Annotated in this window: 11 protein-coding genes and 2 pseudogenes; 7 read left to right on the top strand and 6 right to left on the bottom strand. The window is 62.6% G+C overall.

What is annotated here, in order from left to right; genetic code table 11:
• The first annotated feature begins 110 nt into the window (after positions 1-110).
• The 5 genes and pseudogenes from colR to ACE04F_RS25140 all read left to right on the top strand — a co-directional run bounded on the left by colR (position 111) and on the right by ACE04F_RS25140 (position 2,652).
• Complete coding sequence (gene colR / locus ACE04F_RS25160) at positions 111-794, top strand: two-component system response regulator ColR (protein WP_030142512.1); 684 nt, start codon at positions 111-113, stop codon at positions 792-794.
• Positions 784-2,061 carry a sensor histidine kinase gene (locus ACE04F_RS25155; RefSeq protein ID WP_486110379.1) on the top strand — a complete coding sequence of 426 codons (1,278 nt, stop codon included), beginning with the start codon at positions 784-786 and terminating at the stop codon, positions 2,059-2,061. Before colR ends, ACE04F_RS25155 begins: the two co-directional genes overlap by 11 nt.
• A gap of 5 nt (positions 2,062-2,066) precedes the next feature.
• Positions 2,067-2,174: pseudogene (locus ACE04F_RS25150) on the top strand (SAM-dependent methyltransferase); the annotation flags it as partial.
• Positions 2,171-2,428: pseudogene (locus tag ACE04F_RS25145) on the top strand (lipopolysaccharide kinase InaA family protein); the annotation flags it as partial. The pseudogenes ACE04F_RS25150 and ACE04F_RS25145, both read left to right, overlap by 4 nt.
• Positions 2,425-2,652 carry a hypothetical protein gene (locus ACE04F_RS25140; RefSeq protein ID WP_305496339.1) on the top strand — a complete coding sequence of 76 codons (228 nt, stop codon included), beginning with the start codon at positions 2,425-2,427 and terminating at the stop codon, positions 2,650-2,652. The pseudogene ACE04F_RS25145 and the gene ACE04F_RS25140, both read left to right, overlap by 4 nt.
• Before the next feature lie 40 nt (positions 2,653-2,692).
• On the opposite strand, the gene ACE04F_RS25135 is transcribed toward ACE04F_RS25140, so the two are convergent.
• The 6 genes from ACE04F_RS25135 to gap all read right to left on the bottom strand — a co-directional run bounded on the left by ACE04F_RS25135 (position 2,693) and on the right by gap (position 11,815).
• Complete coding sequence (locus ACE04F_RS25135; protein ID WP_486110378.1) at positions 2,693-5,719, bottom strand: multidrug efflux RND transporter permease subunit; 3,027 nt, start codon at positions 5,717-5,719, stop codon at positions 2,693-2,695.
• 13 nt (positions 5,720-5,732) lie between these two features.
• A complete protein-coding gene (locus ACE04F_RS25130; protein WP_486110377.1) occupies positions 5,733-6,881 on the bottom strand; it encodes an efflux RND transporter periplasmic adaptor subunit in 1,149 nt (382 codons plus the stop codon).
• Between the two features lie 132 nt (positions 6,882-7,013).
• Complete coding sequence (locus ACE04F_RS25125; RefSeq protein WP_486110376.1) at positions 7,014-8,111, bottom strand: DUF1513 domain-containing protein; 1,098 nt, start codon at positions 8,109-8,111, stop codon at positions 7,014-7,016.
• A gap of 2 nt (positions 8,112-8,113) precedes the next feature.
• Positions 8,114-9,178: an imelysin family protein gene (locus ACE04F_RS25120; RefSeq protein ID WP_486110375.1), complete on the bottom strand. Its 1,065-nt coding sequence runs from the start codon at positions 9,176-9,178 to the stop codon at positions 8,114-8,116.
• Positions 9,179-9,207: 29 nt separating this feature from the next.
• Entirely contained in the window at positions 9,208-10,635 is a 1,428-nt protein-coding gene (locus ACE04F_RS25115; protein WP_486110374.1) for a di-heme oxidoreductase family protein, read from the bottom strand.
• A gap of 178 nt (positions 10,636-10,813) precedes the next feature.
• Positions 10,814-11,815: a type I glyceraldehyde-3-phosphate dehydrogenase gene (gene gap, locus ACE04F_RS25110; RefSeq protein ID WP_305496333.1), complete on the bottom strand. Its 1,002-nt coding sequence runs from the start codon at positions 11,813-11,815 to the stop codon at positions 10,814-10,816.
• Between the two features lie 231 nt (positions 11,816-12,046).
• Between gap and edd the strand changes: the two genes are divergently transcribed.
• Together edd and ACE04F_RS25100 are read left to right on the top strand one after the other, a co-directional pair.
• The gene (gene edd / locus ACE04F_RS25105; protein WP_434569583.1) at positions 12,047-13,873 is read left to right on the top strand and encodes a phosphogluconate dehydratase; all 1,827 of its coding nucleotides are present in this window, start codon (positions 12,047-12,049) and stop codon (positions 13,871-13,873) included.
• Positions 13,870-14,829, top strand: coding sequence for a glucokinase (locus ACE04F_RS25100; RefSeq protein ID WP_434569582.1), 960 nt, complete (start codon positions 13,870-13,872; stop codon positions 14,827-14,829). Before edd ends, ACE04F_RS25100 begins: the two co-directional genes overlap by 4 nt.
• Positions 14,830-14,863: the final 34 nt, after the last annotated feature.

Below are 14,863 nucleotides of genomic sequence, written 5' to 3'. Positions count from 1 at the left end.
GGCTCGCTCCCACAGTGGCTCGCACTGCGTATACAACCCTAGCCGTAAGTCACGCTTGGCCTTAAGCTGCGCGGGCCACGACGATTGCCCCGTGCGCAGAGGAGATGCCCATGCGAATTCTGTTGGTTGAAGACAACCGTGACATCCTGGCCAACCTGGCCGACTACCTGGGCCTCAAGGGCTACACGGTCGATTGCGCACAGGACGGTTTGTCAGGGCTGCACCTGGCCGCGACCGAACACTATGACTTGATCGTGCTGGATATCATGTTGCCGGGCATCGACGGCTATACGTTGTGCAAGCGCCTGCGCGAAGACGCGCGACGCGATACGCCGGTGATCATGCTCACCGCGCGGGACCAACTGGATGATCGTTTGCAGGGTTTCAAATCCGGGGCGGATGATTACCTGGTCAAGCCCTTTGCCTTGTCGGAGCTGGCGGCGCGGATCGAAGCGGTCATGCGGCGTGCCCAGGGCGGTGGCCGACGCGCGTTGCAAGTCGGCGACCTGAGCTACGACCTCGATACGTTGGAAGTGACCCGCGAAGGCAAACTGCTCAAGCTCAACCCCGTGGGCCTCAAGTTGCTGGCGGTACTGATGCAGAAAAGCCCCCACGTACTGCGGCGCGAGATCCTCGAAGAAGCCCTGTGGGGCGATGACTGCCCGGATAGCGACAGCCTGCGCAGCCATGTTCATCAATTGCGCCAGGTGATCGACAAACCGTTTGAAAAACCGTTGCTGCACACTGTGCACGGCGTCGGCTACCGGTTGGCCGAGGGCCGAGATGGAGTTTAAGCAAAGCCTTGCGCAACGGATCATCATCGCTTTTGCGCTGATGAGCGCATTGGTGGCGGGGGCGTTTGCGCTGGGCATCGTGGCAACGGTCCATCTGGTGGAAGAAAAGCTGATTTCCGCCGGGCTCGGCGGCGACCTGCAACGACTGCTGTTGATGGACAGCGTTTCCGACTGGAGTCATCGCCCGGAACCCGACCAGCTGTTCTATTTCAGCGGCGGCCCGGGGGACTTCGAACTGCCCAGGGACTTGCGTCACCTGACGCGTGGCTTTCACGAAGTATTTCGCGAACAGCTGTCCTATCACGCGATGGTAGAGATTGTTGACGGTCGGCATTACGTGCTGTTGCAGGACCAGAGCGATTTCGAGGAGCGCGAGCGGGTGCTGTTTGCCGTGGTGCTGGTGGGCTTCGTCCTCAGTCTGGCGCTCGCGGTGTTCCTGGGCTGGGTCCTGGCACGCCGGGTGATGGCGCCGGTGGTACGTCTGGCCCGTCAGGTGCGGCATCGCGACCAGTTGCTCGGGCTCGCCCCGCCATTGGCGCCGGATTATGCCGCTGATGAGGTGGGCGAGCTGGCCGTGGCGTTCGATGCCACGCTGGGCCGGTTGCGCCAGGCGCTGACCCGGGAACGTTTGTTCACCAGCGACGTAAGCCACGAACTGCGCACGCCGTTGATGATCCTCGCCACCTCCTGCGAATTGCTGCTGGAGAATCCGGCGCTGGACCAGCGTGGTCGCACCCAGGTCGAACGCATCAACCGCGCCAGCGAAGAAATGCGCGAACTGGTGCAGACCTTCCTGATGCTTGCCCGGGCCCAACGCGAGGACAACGGCATGTCGCCTCGCTCGACGCTGGGGCAGGTCGCGGAAAACCTCCTCGGGGTCTGGCGCGCGCCGATCGAATCCAAGGGCCTGACCTTGATCTTTGAACCAGGGCAAACCACCGATACGCAGTACAACGCCACGTTCCTGACGGCCGTCATGGGAAATCTGCTGCGTAACGCCTTGCATTACACCGACCAGGGCTTTATCCGCGTCTCGCTGACCGCCACTGGATTTGTCGTCGAGGACAGCGGTGTAGGCATTCCCGAGGAGAAGCGCGAGGCAATGTTCGAGCCGTTCGTGCGTGGTAACGAAAAGCGTGGCGAGGGGCTGGGGCTGGGGCTGTCACTGGTTCAACGGATCTGCGAGGACCAGGGCTGGACAGTGAGCCTAAGCACAATGGAACCCAACGGGTGCCGTTTCGAGGTGGACTTGAACTCGAAGTCCTGAGCTCGGCGGCGAAAATCGCCGGCGACCCGGGCCTGATCCTGGATCTGCCGCGCGGAGCCGGGCGTTTCTGGCCGCTGCTGGCCGAAAAAGCCGGCCGAGTGATCATCGGCGCGGGCGCTGGCAGCACAGTTGCCTCTACATCAAGCATGTATTGGTGCGCGTAACCGCAGAGGGCGGGTCGGCCAACGCCGAAGGGGCATTGCTCGATCTTGAGAAATGTCGCCAACGCCTGACTGCCCGCAGCGCGGCGTCCCATGACCTGAGCCAGCTGCGGCGCCATTCGTCGTTCCAGGATTGCGACTGGGGAAAACTCGTCTATTTTTACGAGGCGGCGTTTGGCAGCGCTATCAAAGGTTTATCTCTATGAAACTAGAAATTGCTAGAGGTTTGTTTTTAGTCGGAGCCCTGGCAGTTGCATCGCTGGCGCTGGTGGTGTGGGAGCAGCCACGCTCGCAGATCCTCAGTGCCTCCACTGTCGGCGCGCATTGCCCGGTGCCTCGAGTGGCCAAGGCCAGCGAGGCGATCCAGCCGGACGACGACCTGCTGTTGTTCATGTTCAGTTTGTCCCAGGGCATGCGACCGCAGAGTTGAGTGTCAGCAAGCCCAAACACGGCCCCGATATCTGCATGCCTCAGGCTTTGTCCGGCTTGGCCAGCAAGGTGTAGACACACGGCAGCACGAACAACGTGAACAAGGTGCCGATCGACATGCCCGTGGCGATGACCGTGCCGATGTCGAAGCGGCTTACTGCACCGGCACCGGTGGCCAGGATCAACGGCACCATGCCAAACACCATGGCGGCAGTGGTCATCAGCACCGGACGCAGGCGAATCGATGCGGCTTGTTCCACTGCGTCACGCGGGCTCAAGCCTTGTTCCTTGCGCAGCTGGTTGGCGAATTCAACGATCAGGATGCCGTGCTTGCTGATCAGTCCGATCAGAGTCACCAGCCCTACCTGCGTGTAGATGTTCATGCTCGACCAGCCGAGGAACAGCGGAATCAGTGCGCCGCAAATGGACAACGGCACCGTCACCAGGATCACCAGCGGGTCGCGGAAGCTTTCGAACTGCGCCGCCAGCACCAGGAAAATGATCGCCAGGGCCAGGCCAAAGGTGACCCACAGCGCGCTGCCTTCCTGAACGAACTGACGCGAAGCTCCGGCGTAATCAAAGGCGAACCCTGTCGGCGCTTCCTCAAGGGCTATCTGGCGAACGGTCTCGATAGCCTCGCCCATGCTTACCGTGGGAAAGCCCGAGATCGTGACGGCGTTGAGCTGCTGGAACTGGTTCAGTTGCCGCGGTCGTGCCTGGTCGCTGACCTTAATCAGTGTAGACAACGGAAGCGACTCGCCCTGGGCGTTTTTCACATAGTAGTTGTTCAGCCAGTGCGGATTGTCCCGGAACGGCCGTTCGACCTGGGCGATGACCTTGTAGCTGCGCCCTTCCAGGGTGAAGCGGTTGATCTCCGCCTCGCCCAGCAGGGTCGCCAGCGTGCCGCCGAGGTCTTGCATCGACACGCCCATCTGGGCGGCTTTGGCGCGATCGATATCCACCACGACTTCAGGCTTGTCGAACGCAAGGTCGATGTCCATGAAGGCGAACTTGCCGGACTCCAGCGCGCGCTTCTTGACCCGTTCGGCAATCTGCAGGAGCGTCGTGTAGTCCTTCGGCGAGTTGATGACGAATTCGAAGGGCAGGCCTTCTCCGGTGCCTGGCAGCGAGGGCAGGTTGAAGCCGAAGATCTGCAGGCCGGGCACGCTTTCCAGCCTGGCCTGGACTTCCGGGAGGATTTCCATCTGGGTGCGGCTGCGTTCGTTCCAGGGCTTGAGCAGGAAACCGCCGATGCCCGACTGGACGCCGTTGTAGCCGTTGATCTGGAACGAGGAGTAATACTCGGGAAACTCCTTGAAGATCGTGATGAAGTGATCGGTATAGGCGTTCAGGTAATCCAGGTTGGTGGTCTTCGGCGCGTTGGCCATCATGAAGATGATGCCCTGGTCCTCGTCGGGCGCCAGTTCGGACTTGGTGAACATGATGAGTACCGGAATCAGCAACAGCACGAGCACGGCAAACACCAGCACCACCGGCCGGGTATTGAGCGTGCCGTGAAGCATGCGCTGATAGCGGGTCTTCAGCCGCTCGAAAATCACGTCGAGCCGATGAGCCAGCCCCGAGGGGTTCTGGTCATGACGCAGCAGCATCGCGCACATCATCGGCGAGAGGGTCAGGGCGACGATTCCAGAGATCACCACCGCCCCGGCCAGGGTCAGGGCGAACTCCTTGAACAGCGCCCCCGTCAGGCCTTCGAGCAGACCGATCGGTGCATACACCGCCGCCAGCGTGATGGTCATCGAGACCACCGGCATGGCGATTTCCCGCGCGCCTTCAATCGCGGCGTCGAACGGCGTCTTGCCTTCCTCGATGTGCCGGTGGATGTTTTCCACCACTACAATGGCGTCGTCCACCACCAGGCCGATGGCCAATACCATGGCCAGCAGTGTCAGCAGGTTCATGGAATAGCCCATCAACTGCATGAAAAACATCACGCCGATCATCGACAGCGGAATGGTCACCACCGGGATGAGCACCGAGCGCAAGGCGCCGAGGAACAGGAACACCACGACGATGACGATCAGCACCGCCTCGAACAGGGTCTTCACCACTTCGTCGATGGAGGCCTGGATGAACAGGGTGGCGTCGTAGGCGATCTCGGCCTTGAGGTTGGACGGCAACTGAGCCTCCATCTCCGGCATGATCTTGCGCACTTCCTTGATGACATCGAGGGGGTTGGCGCCAGGGGTTGCCTTGATGCCGATGTACACCGAAGGGGTGCCGCCAAATGAGCTGATGGTGTCGTAGTTTTCGGCGCCCATTTCCACCCGCGCCACGTCCCGCAGCAACACGCGGCTGTCACCGTCGGTCTTGAGCGGGATGCCGGCGAAGGCCTCGGCGGATTTGAGTTCGGTGTTGGCGTTGATGCTGGTGACCACGTACTCGCCTTTCACTTCACCGGCAGCGGAGAGGAAGTTGTGCTGGCGCACGGCGTTGGTCACGTCGGCGGCGGTCAGGCCGAAGCCTGCGAGCTTGACCGGGTCCAGCCACAGGCGCATGGCGAACACCTGATTGCCAAGAATCTCCGCTTCCGCCATGCCCGGCAGCGTCGCCAGTTTGGGCTGGATGACGCGCGACAGGTAGTCGGTGATCTGCGGGTTGTTCAGCTCCTTGCTGAAGAAACTGATGTACATCAGCGCCGAGGCATCGGCTGCCTCGCGGCTGAGTACCGGGTCCTCGGCGTCCTGGGGCAGTTGATTCTTCACCTCGTTGGCCTTGGCCAGCAATTCGGTAAAGAGCCGGTCGCTGTTCGAACCGATGCGCGCGTAGACCGATATGACCGAGAAATTCTGGCGGCTGACCGAGGTCATGTAGTCGATGCCCTCGGCACTGGCCAAGCTTTGCTGCATCGGTTGGGTGATATAGCCCTGGATGGTCTCGGCGTTGGCGCCGGGGTAGGCGGTGGTCACCGTGATCAGGGCGTTTTCCATCTGCGGGTACTGGCGCAAGGGCAGCTTGCTCCAGGCCTGGAAGCCCAGCAGCACGATCAGCAGGCTGACCACGGTGGCAAGCACCGGGCGGCGGATGAACGGATCGGTAAAGGCCATGGGGGTTCCTTGATCAGTCCGCGCGCGGCGGGCTGTTCTGTTCGGTCAGGGTCTTGTCGTCGCTGATGGCGATGGGCGTACCGTTGTCGAGCTTGATCTGGCCGGCGATCACCACGTCTTCGCCGCGCTGCACGCCCTTGGTCACCAGGACCTGCCCGTCACGGCGCTCACCGGTTTCGACAAAGCGCCGTTGGGCAATCAGGGTCGGCTGGCCCTTGTCATCCTTCTCGACACTGCCATCGGCGGTTTTTTTCTGGGTGACCACGTACATGGAGTTGCCATAGAGGGTGTAGGTCACGGCACTCTCCGGCACGACGATCCCGGTGGCGACGTCCGGCAGGATGACGTTCAGGTTGGCGAACATGCCGGGCAACAGCTTGCCGTCGGGGTTGGCGAGAGTAGCGCGCACGAGCACGTTACGGGTGCTGTCCTCGACCTTGGGATTGATTGCGCTGATGCTGCCAACGAAGGTCTGGCCGGGATAGGCCGAGACGCTGACGTTGACTGGCTGGGCAACCGCCAGCCGAGGCACCGTCTGTTCGGGCACGTAGAAGTCGACGTACAGGCTGCTGAGATCCTGCAGAGTGGCGATCACCGTGCCGCTGGCGAGGTAGTCGCCGACATCCACCTGGCGGATGCCGATGGTGCCGCTGAACGGCGCGACAATGTGTTTTTTCGCCAGCGAAGCCTTGAGCTGGTTGACCGTTGCCTGGTTCTTTTTCAATTGGGCCGAAAGCCGGTCGAATTCACCCTTGGAAATCGCCTGGCTGCCCACCAGCTGTCGGCCACGGCCGAAATCCAGTTGCGCCAGGCCAAGATCGGCCTGGGCGGTTTCCAGCAGGGCGCTTTCGACTTCGCTGTCCAGTTGCAGAATCGGTTGCCCGGCCTTGACCTTCTGGCCGGATTCGAACTGGACCTTTTGCACGGTGCCGGCGATTTCCAGGCTCAGGTCGACGCCTTGCAACGCCTTGAGGCTGCCGACAGTGGGCAGGCGCGCTTGCCAGGGCTGTTCGACCGCCCTGGCCACGGCGACGCTGATCGCAGGTTTTGGCGCAGAAAACATCTGGATCTGCTGATAGATGGAAAAGGCCTTGTAGCCCGCCAGCGCCAGTACCACCAGCAGGACAACAGCCAACATGATCAGCATACGGCGTCGCAGCATGTTCCACTTCCTTGGAAAATAGCCGAGAGAAATACAGACAGGCGGGCACATTACCTTGAGTGCCCGGAGGATTCCAATCGGTGTTTGTCGGCAATGTTGTCAGGTTTTCTCCGCGCCCTCCGTGCTTTCAGCTCAGACCAGATGCAGATGGTTGTCCCAGAGCCCCGCCGGCAGATCCAGCGGGTTTGCAACCAGTTGTGGCTGCCGACAGTTGTAATAACGACAACGTCCCTGACCCGACGTCACGACAAACCCGTCGGCTACCGCGCCGACCCCGGCGCAGTCCGGCAGGGGCGCGTCGAGGCGAACCTCGCCGCTGTCCAGGTCCCAGATGAAAAAACGGTTGCCCCGTGGCGCCGTCAGGGCCACCAGGCGCAGATCGCTGTGCACGGCGACGCTGGCGGTGTAATGCCCCATGGCTTGCAGCTGGTATTCAGGCACCGGGAACGCCTTGAACGGTTGGCCCGGACGCTTGATCGCGAGCAATTCGGACGATTCGTGGGCCGCGCCCATGAACTGCTGGCCGGTGACGATGGTGCCGTCGCTGGCGATGCCCATATGGCGCACGCTGTTCATCTGCTGGGCGAGGGTTTCCTTGCTCAACAGCGTGCCATCGCGGTGCATCAGCACCAGGCTCGGCTCCATGGCGTCGAGGTTCATTTCGACCCGACTCTCGGCCTCGGTGCGGATGCCGCCATTGGCCACTACCAGCGTTTCACCGTCGGGCAGCCACGACACCTGGTGAGGGCCAATGCCGTGGGTGGACAGTTCGCCACTGTGCACCAGCCGCTCGCCTTCGAAACGGTACACGCCGAGCAGGCCGCGTCCCGGATCGCTGGTATCGTTTTCCGTGGCGTACAACCATTCGCCGCTCTTGTGGATCACCGCATGACCGTAGAAATGCCGGTTCGGCAGCGAGGTGATGGTTTGCAGCAGCGTGCCGTCGCGCAGGTCGACCAGATAGCTTTCGGTGCCCGGGCGGCGGGCGACGAACAGGGCGATCGGCAGCGCCGGGTGATTGATGATGTCATGGCAGCGCTGGCCAACCTGGGTGGCGAATACCCGTGTGCCGTCCAGTCGATAGCCGACCGCGTAGTGCTTGCCGTCGGCATCGTCCCGTGCCGACAGCAGTAATGGACTCTTGTCCTTTTGCTTGAACAGCGTCCAGCCGCCCAGGGTGATGGCGCCGAGCAGCAAGCTGCCCAGCGTCAGAGCCTGACGTCGAAACATGATCAGTCACCGTCGTTGGCGTTGAAGCCCAGTTGAATGCCCAGCGCCTTGGCCAGTTCGCCTTCATGCAGGCGATGGACGACGTTGAGGCTGTCGTACAAATCGTTGAGTTGCTGGCGCCCGGCGTCGTCACCGAGCATTTCGGTCAGTGAGCGCTGGCTGCTGGCGAACAGTTTCAACGAGGCGTCGTAGGCGGCGTCGATCTTGTCGGCCAGCGGCTTCTGCTCGCTTGGCAACAAACCTCGCAAGCCTTTGTTGTCGACGCCAACCCACACGGTCCGGGCGGCGCTCAGGCTGGCCTCAAGCCCTTGCAGCGACGACTGGCTGCGCCACGCGTCGGCCTGGAACGGTTGCGGCACGCCCTTGCTCTGGCGGCCCATCGGCGTGCCGAGTTTTTTCTTCAACGTGTCCAGGGCGGTCACCTGGACCCGCAGCAGGTCGGCGATCGCTTCATGGGAATCGGCATAGCGCTGGTTCGGGAACTTGCTCATCTGGGCGAGCATGCCGTCATTGGTATTCCACCGCGACAGGATCTCTTCGGCCAATTGCTTCTGGCGTTCGCCGATGGCGATCAACAGCGGGCAGTACTTGGCTTTCTGGGCGTTGTCGGCCATGTCGATCTTCGCGTCGAAGAGCAGGTATTCGTAGGCCGAGAGCCCTTGCACGACGACGCTGGACTTGGCCAGGCCGGCGGCGTCGATTTGCGGCTGGCTGTTGACCAGTTGCTCGACCTGGCGGCCCACGAGGTTTTTCTTGTCCGGCCAGAACTGTACCTGCCAGGCGCGGTTGCCCTCCGCCAGCGGCCCGATCAGCAGCGGCTGGAGTTCAGCCCAGGCTTTTTGTGCCTTGAGGAAATCGGCGCGGGCGGTTTCCAGGTTTTCCTTGCCCTGGCAGAACGCCAGGGCGCTGGTCGCCAGTTGGCGGTCGGCCTCGACCCAGCGACTGTAGGTCGGCAGGATCACCTGCTTGGCGATGGCGGCCGAGGTGACCGCTTGCGGGTCCTGGGGCGAGCAGGCACCCAGGGCGATGGCGGCGAGGCTGGTGAACAACAGCTTGGGACGGAACATGTCGGGCTCCCGTTTTTCGGAAAGTGCGTTTAAAGAGAGTTCAGGAAAGCCAGCAGCGCAGCGCGCTGCTCGGCGTTGAATGCTAGAACCTGTCGCTGCGCCGCCTGGGCTTCGCCGCCATGCCAGAGCACGGCTTCGAGCAGGTTGCGGGCGCGACCGTCGTGGAGAAACTGGGTGTGGCCGTTGACGGTTTCGGTCAGGCCGATGCCCCACAGCGGCGGGGTCCGCCAGTCGCGGCCGCTGGCCTTGAATTCGCTGCGGTTGTCCGCCAGGCCTTCGCCCATGTCGTGCAACAGCAAGTCGCTGTAGGGACGGATGACCTGGTTCGCCAGCTCGGGTTCGGCGGCATTGGCGGACGTCGTGTACTTGGGGGTGTGGCAGGACTGGCAACCGGCCTGGAAAAACAGGTTCTTGCCCGCCAGTACCTGGGGCGAATCCACGTCGCGGCGGGCCGGCACGGCGAGGTTGCGGCTGTAGAACAGCACCAGCCGCAGAATGTTGTCGCTGACTTCCGGTTCGCCCTCCGGGCCGTTGCCGTTGGGCGCGCGCTGGCAATCGACCTGGGCCTGGGTGCAGTCGTCGAAGGGCCGCAGGCTGGTCGTCAGGCCCATGTCGCCGGAGAACGCATGGACATTCTGTTGATTGAGGTTCGGTTGTCCGGCCTTCCAGCCGAAGCGCCCTGGCACGGTTTTTTGCTGGACGTCGTCCCAGACCATGTTCGGGCGACCAGCGATGCCATTGTTCTCCCGCGCCTGGGCCTCGGCATTGGCGAGGATGGCTGCATCGGGGATGGCCTCAAGCAGCCCCAGGCCGATCATCGGCGGGGCGACACGGGCCGAAAATCGTGTGTCGGGGTGCATCGGGCCATAGCCCAGCTGGCTGATCTGCAGGCTCGGCTTGCGCAATTCGACGACGGTGCCGTCCTCGAAGCGCACCGGGACGGGCGAGTAATCGACCCTGACCTTGGCTTCCGGCGCGACGCCCGGCACGGACATGTCCTGCAATTGCCCGCCGTAGACTGGCTCCGGTACGACGCCGAGTTGTTCGATGAGCTTGGCGTAGGGCGGCGCATCGGGGAGCGACAGGCGCACCAGCATCGACACCGCGCTGCTGGCATCCGGTGCCGGCGGATGGCCGCGACCGTCCTTAATGTGGCAGTTCTGGCAGGCGTTGGTGTTGAACAGGGGACCGAGGCCGTCTCGGGCGGTGGTGGTCGAGGGCGCTATTACCCAGGGGCTGCGGAAAAAACTGTTGCCGACGCTGAAGTCCACGCGCCGCGACGGCGGCAGATTGGCCGAGGGCAGCGAGAAGGCGTTCTGGTCGGCCTTGCGTACTGTCGCGCTGCCGCCGGATCTGGCTTCGCCGGGCTCGGCCTGGGTAAAACGCGGGGCGTCATCGCAGGCCGTCAGGCCCAGGGCCATGAACAGAGCGCACCAGCGAAGAGGCAACGACAGCATTGGAAATCCTGCGGGACGAGTGAAACGCGGGCGCAAAGTCTAACAGGGTGGGGGAGTTTGAATAAGAGGAATTATCGTTTGGTTCGAGGCAAATGCTTCAACCGCGTGACGGTCGACGGCCTTTTTCGACTATCGCCCCCAAGGGAGCAATAGTCGAGGCACACGCAGCTATTAGGGATTATTCGGCGTTGCACAGCGCCAGGCAGTTATCCAGCATGCGGTTGGAGAAACCCCATTCGTTGTCATACCAGGCCAGTACCTTGAGCAGCTTGCCGCTGGCCTTGGTGTGGTTGGCATCGAAGATCGACGACAGCGGGTTGTGGTTGAAGTCGCTGGAAACCAGCGGCAGGGTGTTGTAGCCAAGGATCTTCGAATGCTGGCTGGCCTGCTTGAGCAATGCGTTGACCTCGTCGGCCGACGCTTCGCGCTTGAGCTGCACGGTCAGGTCCACCAGCGACACGTTGATCACTGGCACGCGCACGGCCATGCCGGTCAGCTTGCCCGCCAGCTCCGGCAATACCAGGCCTACCGCTTCGGCGGCGCCGGTCTTGCTCGGGATCATGTTCTGCGTGGCCGAACGGGCGCGGTACGGGTCGCTGTGATAGACGTCGGTCAGGTTCTGGTCGTTGGTGTAGGCATGGATGGTGGTCATCAGGCCGCTTTCGATACCCAGCTCGCGGTGCAGCACCTGGGCCACCGGGGCCAGGCAGTTGGTGGTGCACGAAGCGTTGGAAATGATCTGGTGGGACTGGCGCAGGATGTCATGGTTCACGCCATACACCACGGTCGCGTCGGCGCCCTTGGCCGGGGCCGAGATGATCACCTTGCGGGCGCCGGCGCTGATGTGCGCGGCGGCCTTGGCGCGGTCGGTGAACAGACCGGTGCATTCGAACACGACGTCGATCTTTTCGGCGGCCCAGGGCAGTTCGGCCGGGTTGCGGATGGCACTGACCGCGATGCGGTCGCCATTGACCGTCAGGCTCTCGTGATCGTGCTGCACGTCGGCATCGAAGGTGCCATGGACAGTGTCGAACTTGAGCAGATGAGCATTGATCGCGCTGTCACCCAGGTCGTTGATGGCGACGATCTGCAAGTCGCGACGATAGCCTTGGGTATACAGTGCACGGAGGACGTTGCGGCCGATGCGGCCGAAACCATTGATTGCGATTCGAAGAGTCATTAACTGCGCCGCCGTCGATTTGTTGTTGGAATTACAAGATTATTCGCATAAAAATAGAAAACAAGCCTTTTTAGTGGCAATATTTTGTTTTATCTACAACGAGTGACCTGAATCAACTGGTCCGATTGGTCAAAAACCGTCTGTCGCCCTGTCTTCCCTGCGGTGCACAAAGGGCTTTTGAACCAGCATAGACAATCAGGTCGCCACATCCGTTAGCCTGGAGTTCTACACATGCATCCCCGCGTACTTGAGGTCACCGAACGGCTTATCGCCCGCAGTCGCGCTACTCGCGAGGCTTACCTTGCACTGATCCGCGGTGCAGCCAGCGACGGTCCGATGCGCGGCAAGCTGCAATGCGCCAACTTCGCCCATGGCGTTGCCGGTTGCGGCACTGAAGACAAACATCACCTGCGGATGATGAACGCCGCCAACATCGCCATCGTGTCGTCCTATAACGACATGCTCTCAGCCCACCAGCCCTACGAAACCTTCCCTGAGCAAATCAAGAAAGCCCTGCGCGAGATCGGCTCGGTCGGCCAGTTCGCCGGCGGTACGCCAGCGATGTGCGACGGCGTGACCCAGGGCGAGGCGGGGATGGAGCTGAGCCTGCCGAGCCGCGAAGTGATCGCGTTGTCCACGGCGGTGGCGTTGTCCCACAACATGTTTGACGGCGCGCTGATGCTGGGCATCTGCGACAAGATCGTCCCGGGCCTGATGATGGGCGCGCTGCGCTTCGGTCATCTGCCGACGATCTTCGTGCCTGGCGGGCCGATGGTCTCGGGCATTTCCAACAAGGAAAAGGCCGATGTGCGCCAGCGCTATGCCGAAGGCAAGGCGACCCGCGAGGAGCTGCTGGAATCGGAAATGAAGTCCTACCACAGCCCAGGTACCTGCACGTTCTACGGTACCGCCAACACCAACCAGTTGCTGATGGAAGTGATGGGCCTGCACTTGCCGGGCGCCTCGTTCGTCAACCCGAACACGCCACTTCGCGATGCCCTGACCCGCGAAGCGGCGTTCCAGGTGACGCGTCTGACCATGCAGAGCGGCAACTTCATGCCCATCGGCGAAATCGTCGATGAGCGTTCGCTGGTCAATTCCATCGTTGCGCTGCACGCCACCGGTGGCTCCACCAACCACACCCTGCACATGCCGGCCATCGCCATGGCGGCGGGCATCCAGTTGACCTGGCAGGACATGGCCGACCTCTCCGAGGTGGTGCCGACCCTCAGCCACGTCTACCCGAACGGCAAGGCCGATATCAACCACTTCCAGGCGGCGGGCGGCATGTCGTTCCTGATCCGCGAACTGCTGGAAGCCGGCCTGCTCCACGAAAACGTCAACACCGTGATGGGCCATGGCCTGAGCCGTTACACCCAGGAACCGTTCCTGGAGGACGGCGAACTGGTCTGGCGCGATGGCCCGACCGAAAGTCTCGACGAAAGCATCCTGCGTCCGGTCGCCCGGGCCTTCTCGCCGGAAGGCGGGCTGCGGGTGATGGAAGGCAACCTGGGCCGGGGGGTGATGAAGGTTTCGGCCGTGGCCCTGGAGAACCAGGTCGTCGAAGCCCCGGCCATGGTGTTCCAGGACCAGCAGGACCTGGCCGATGCGTTCAAGGCCGGTCTGCTGGAGAAGGATTTTGTCGCGGTGATGCGCTTTCAGGGGCCGCGCTCCAACGGCATGCCGGAGTTGCACAAGATGACGCCCTTCCTCGGCGTGCTGCAGGATCGCGGGTTCAAGGTGGCGCTGGTCACCGACGGGCGCATGTCCGGCGCATCCGGGAAAATCCCGGCGGCCATCCATGTCAGTCCCGAAGCTTATGTCGGCGGCGCGTTGGCTCGGGTGCGCGAGGGCGATATCATCCGCGTCGATGGCGTCAAAGGCACCTTGGAATTGAAGGTGGACGCCGAGGAATTCGCCGCGCGCGAACCGGCCAAGGGCCTGTTGGGCAACAACATCGGCACCGGTCGCGAGCTGTTCGGTTTCATGCGCATGGCCTTCAGCTCGGCAGAGCAGGGCGCCAGCGCCTTCACTTCTGCCCTGGAGACGCTTAATTGAAACTGGCTTTGGTCGGTGACATCGGTGGGACCAACGCACGTTTCGCGTTGTGGAAGAACCACAACCTGGAAAATATCCAGGTGCTGGCGACGGCGGATTACGCCTGCCCGGAAGATGCCATCAAGGTGTACCTGAGCGGCATGGGCATGGCGCCGGGTTCGATTGGCTCGGTGTGCCTGTCGGTGGCCGGCCCGGTGAGTGGCGATGAGTTTCGCTTCACCAATAATCACTGGCGCTTGAGCAACCTGGCGTTCTGCAAGACTTTGCAGGTGGAGAAGCTGCTGCTGGTCAACGATTTCTCCGCCATGGCCCTGGGCATGACCTGCTTGCGTCCGGATGAATACCGGGTCGTCTGCCAGGGCACGCCGGAGCCGATGCGCCCGGCGGTGGTGATCGGCCCGGGCACCGGGCTGGGCGTCGGTACGCTGCTGGACCTGGGCGAGGGTCGTTTCGCGGCGTTGCCGGGGGAGGGCGGGCATGTCGACCTGCCGATGAGCAGTCCGCGCGAGACCCAGCTCTGGCAGCACATCTACAACGAGATCGGCCACGTCAGCGCTGAAACGGCGTTGAGCGGCAGCGGTCTGCCTCGGGTGTACCGAGCGATCTGCGCGGTGGACGGCCATGAGCCGGTGCTTGACACCCCCGAGTCGATCACCGCCGCCGGCCTGGCCGGCGACCCGGTCGCCCTGGAAGTGCTCGAACAATTCTGCCGTTGGCTGGGGCGCGTGGCGGGCAACAACGTGCTCACCGTGGGCGGGCGTGGCGGCGTGTACATCGTCGGTGGCGTGGTCCCGCGCTTTGCCGATTTTTTCGTCGAGAGCGGCTTCGCCAGATGCTTCGCCGACAAGGGCTGTATGAGCGATTATTTCAAGGGCATTCCGGTCTGGCTGGTGACGGCACCGTATTCCGGCCTGATGGGCGCGGGCGTGGCGTTGGAGCAGTCCTCCGCAGTTTGAAATATTGCCCCCCTTGTGGGGGGGGGGGGGGGGG

The organism is Pseudomonas sp. AGC41 (assembly GCF_057334555.1).
The sequence above is the reverse complement of the archived record's forward strand: the minus strand, read 5'-3'. Positions and strand labels throughout refer to the sequence as shown.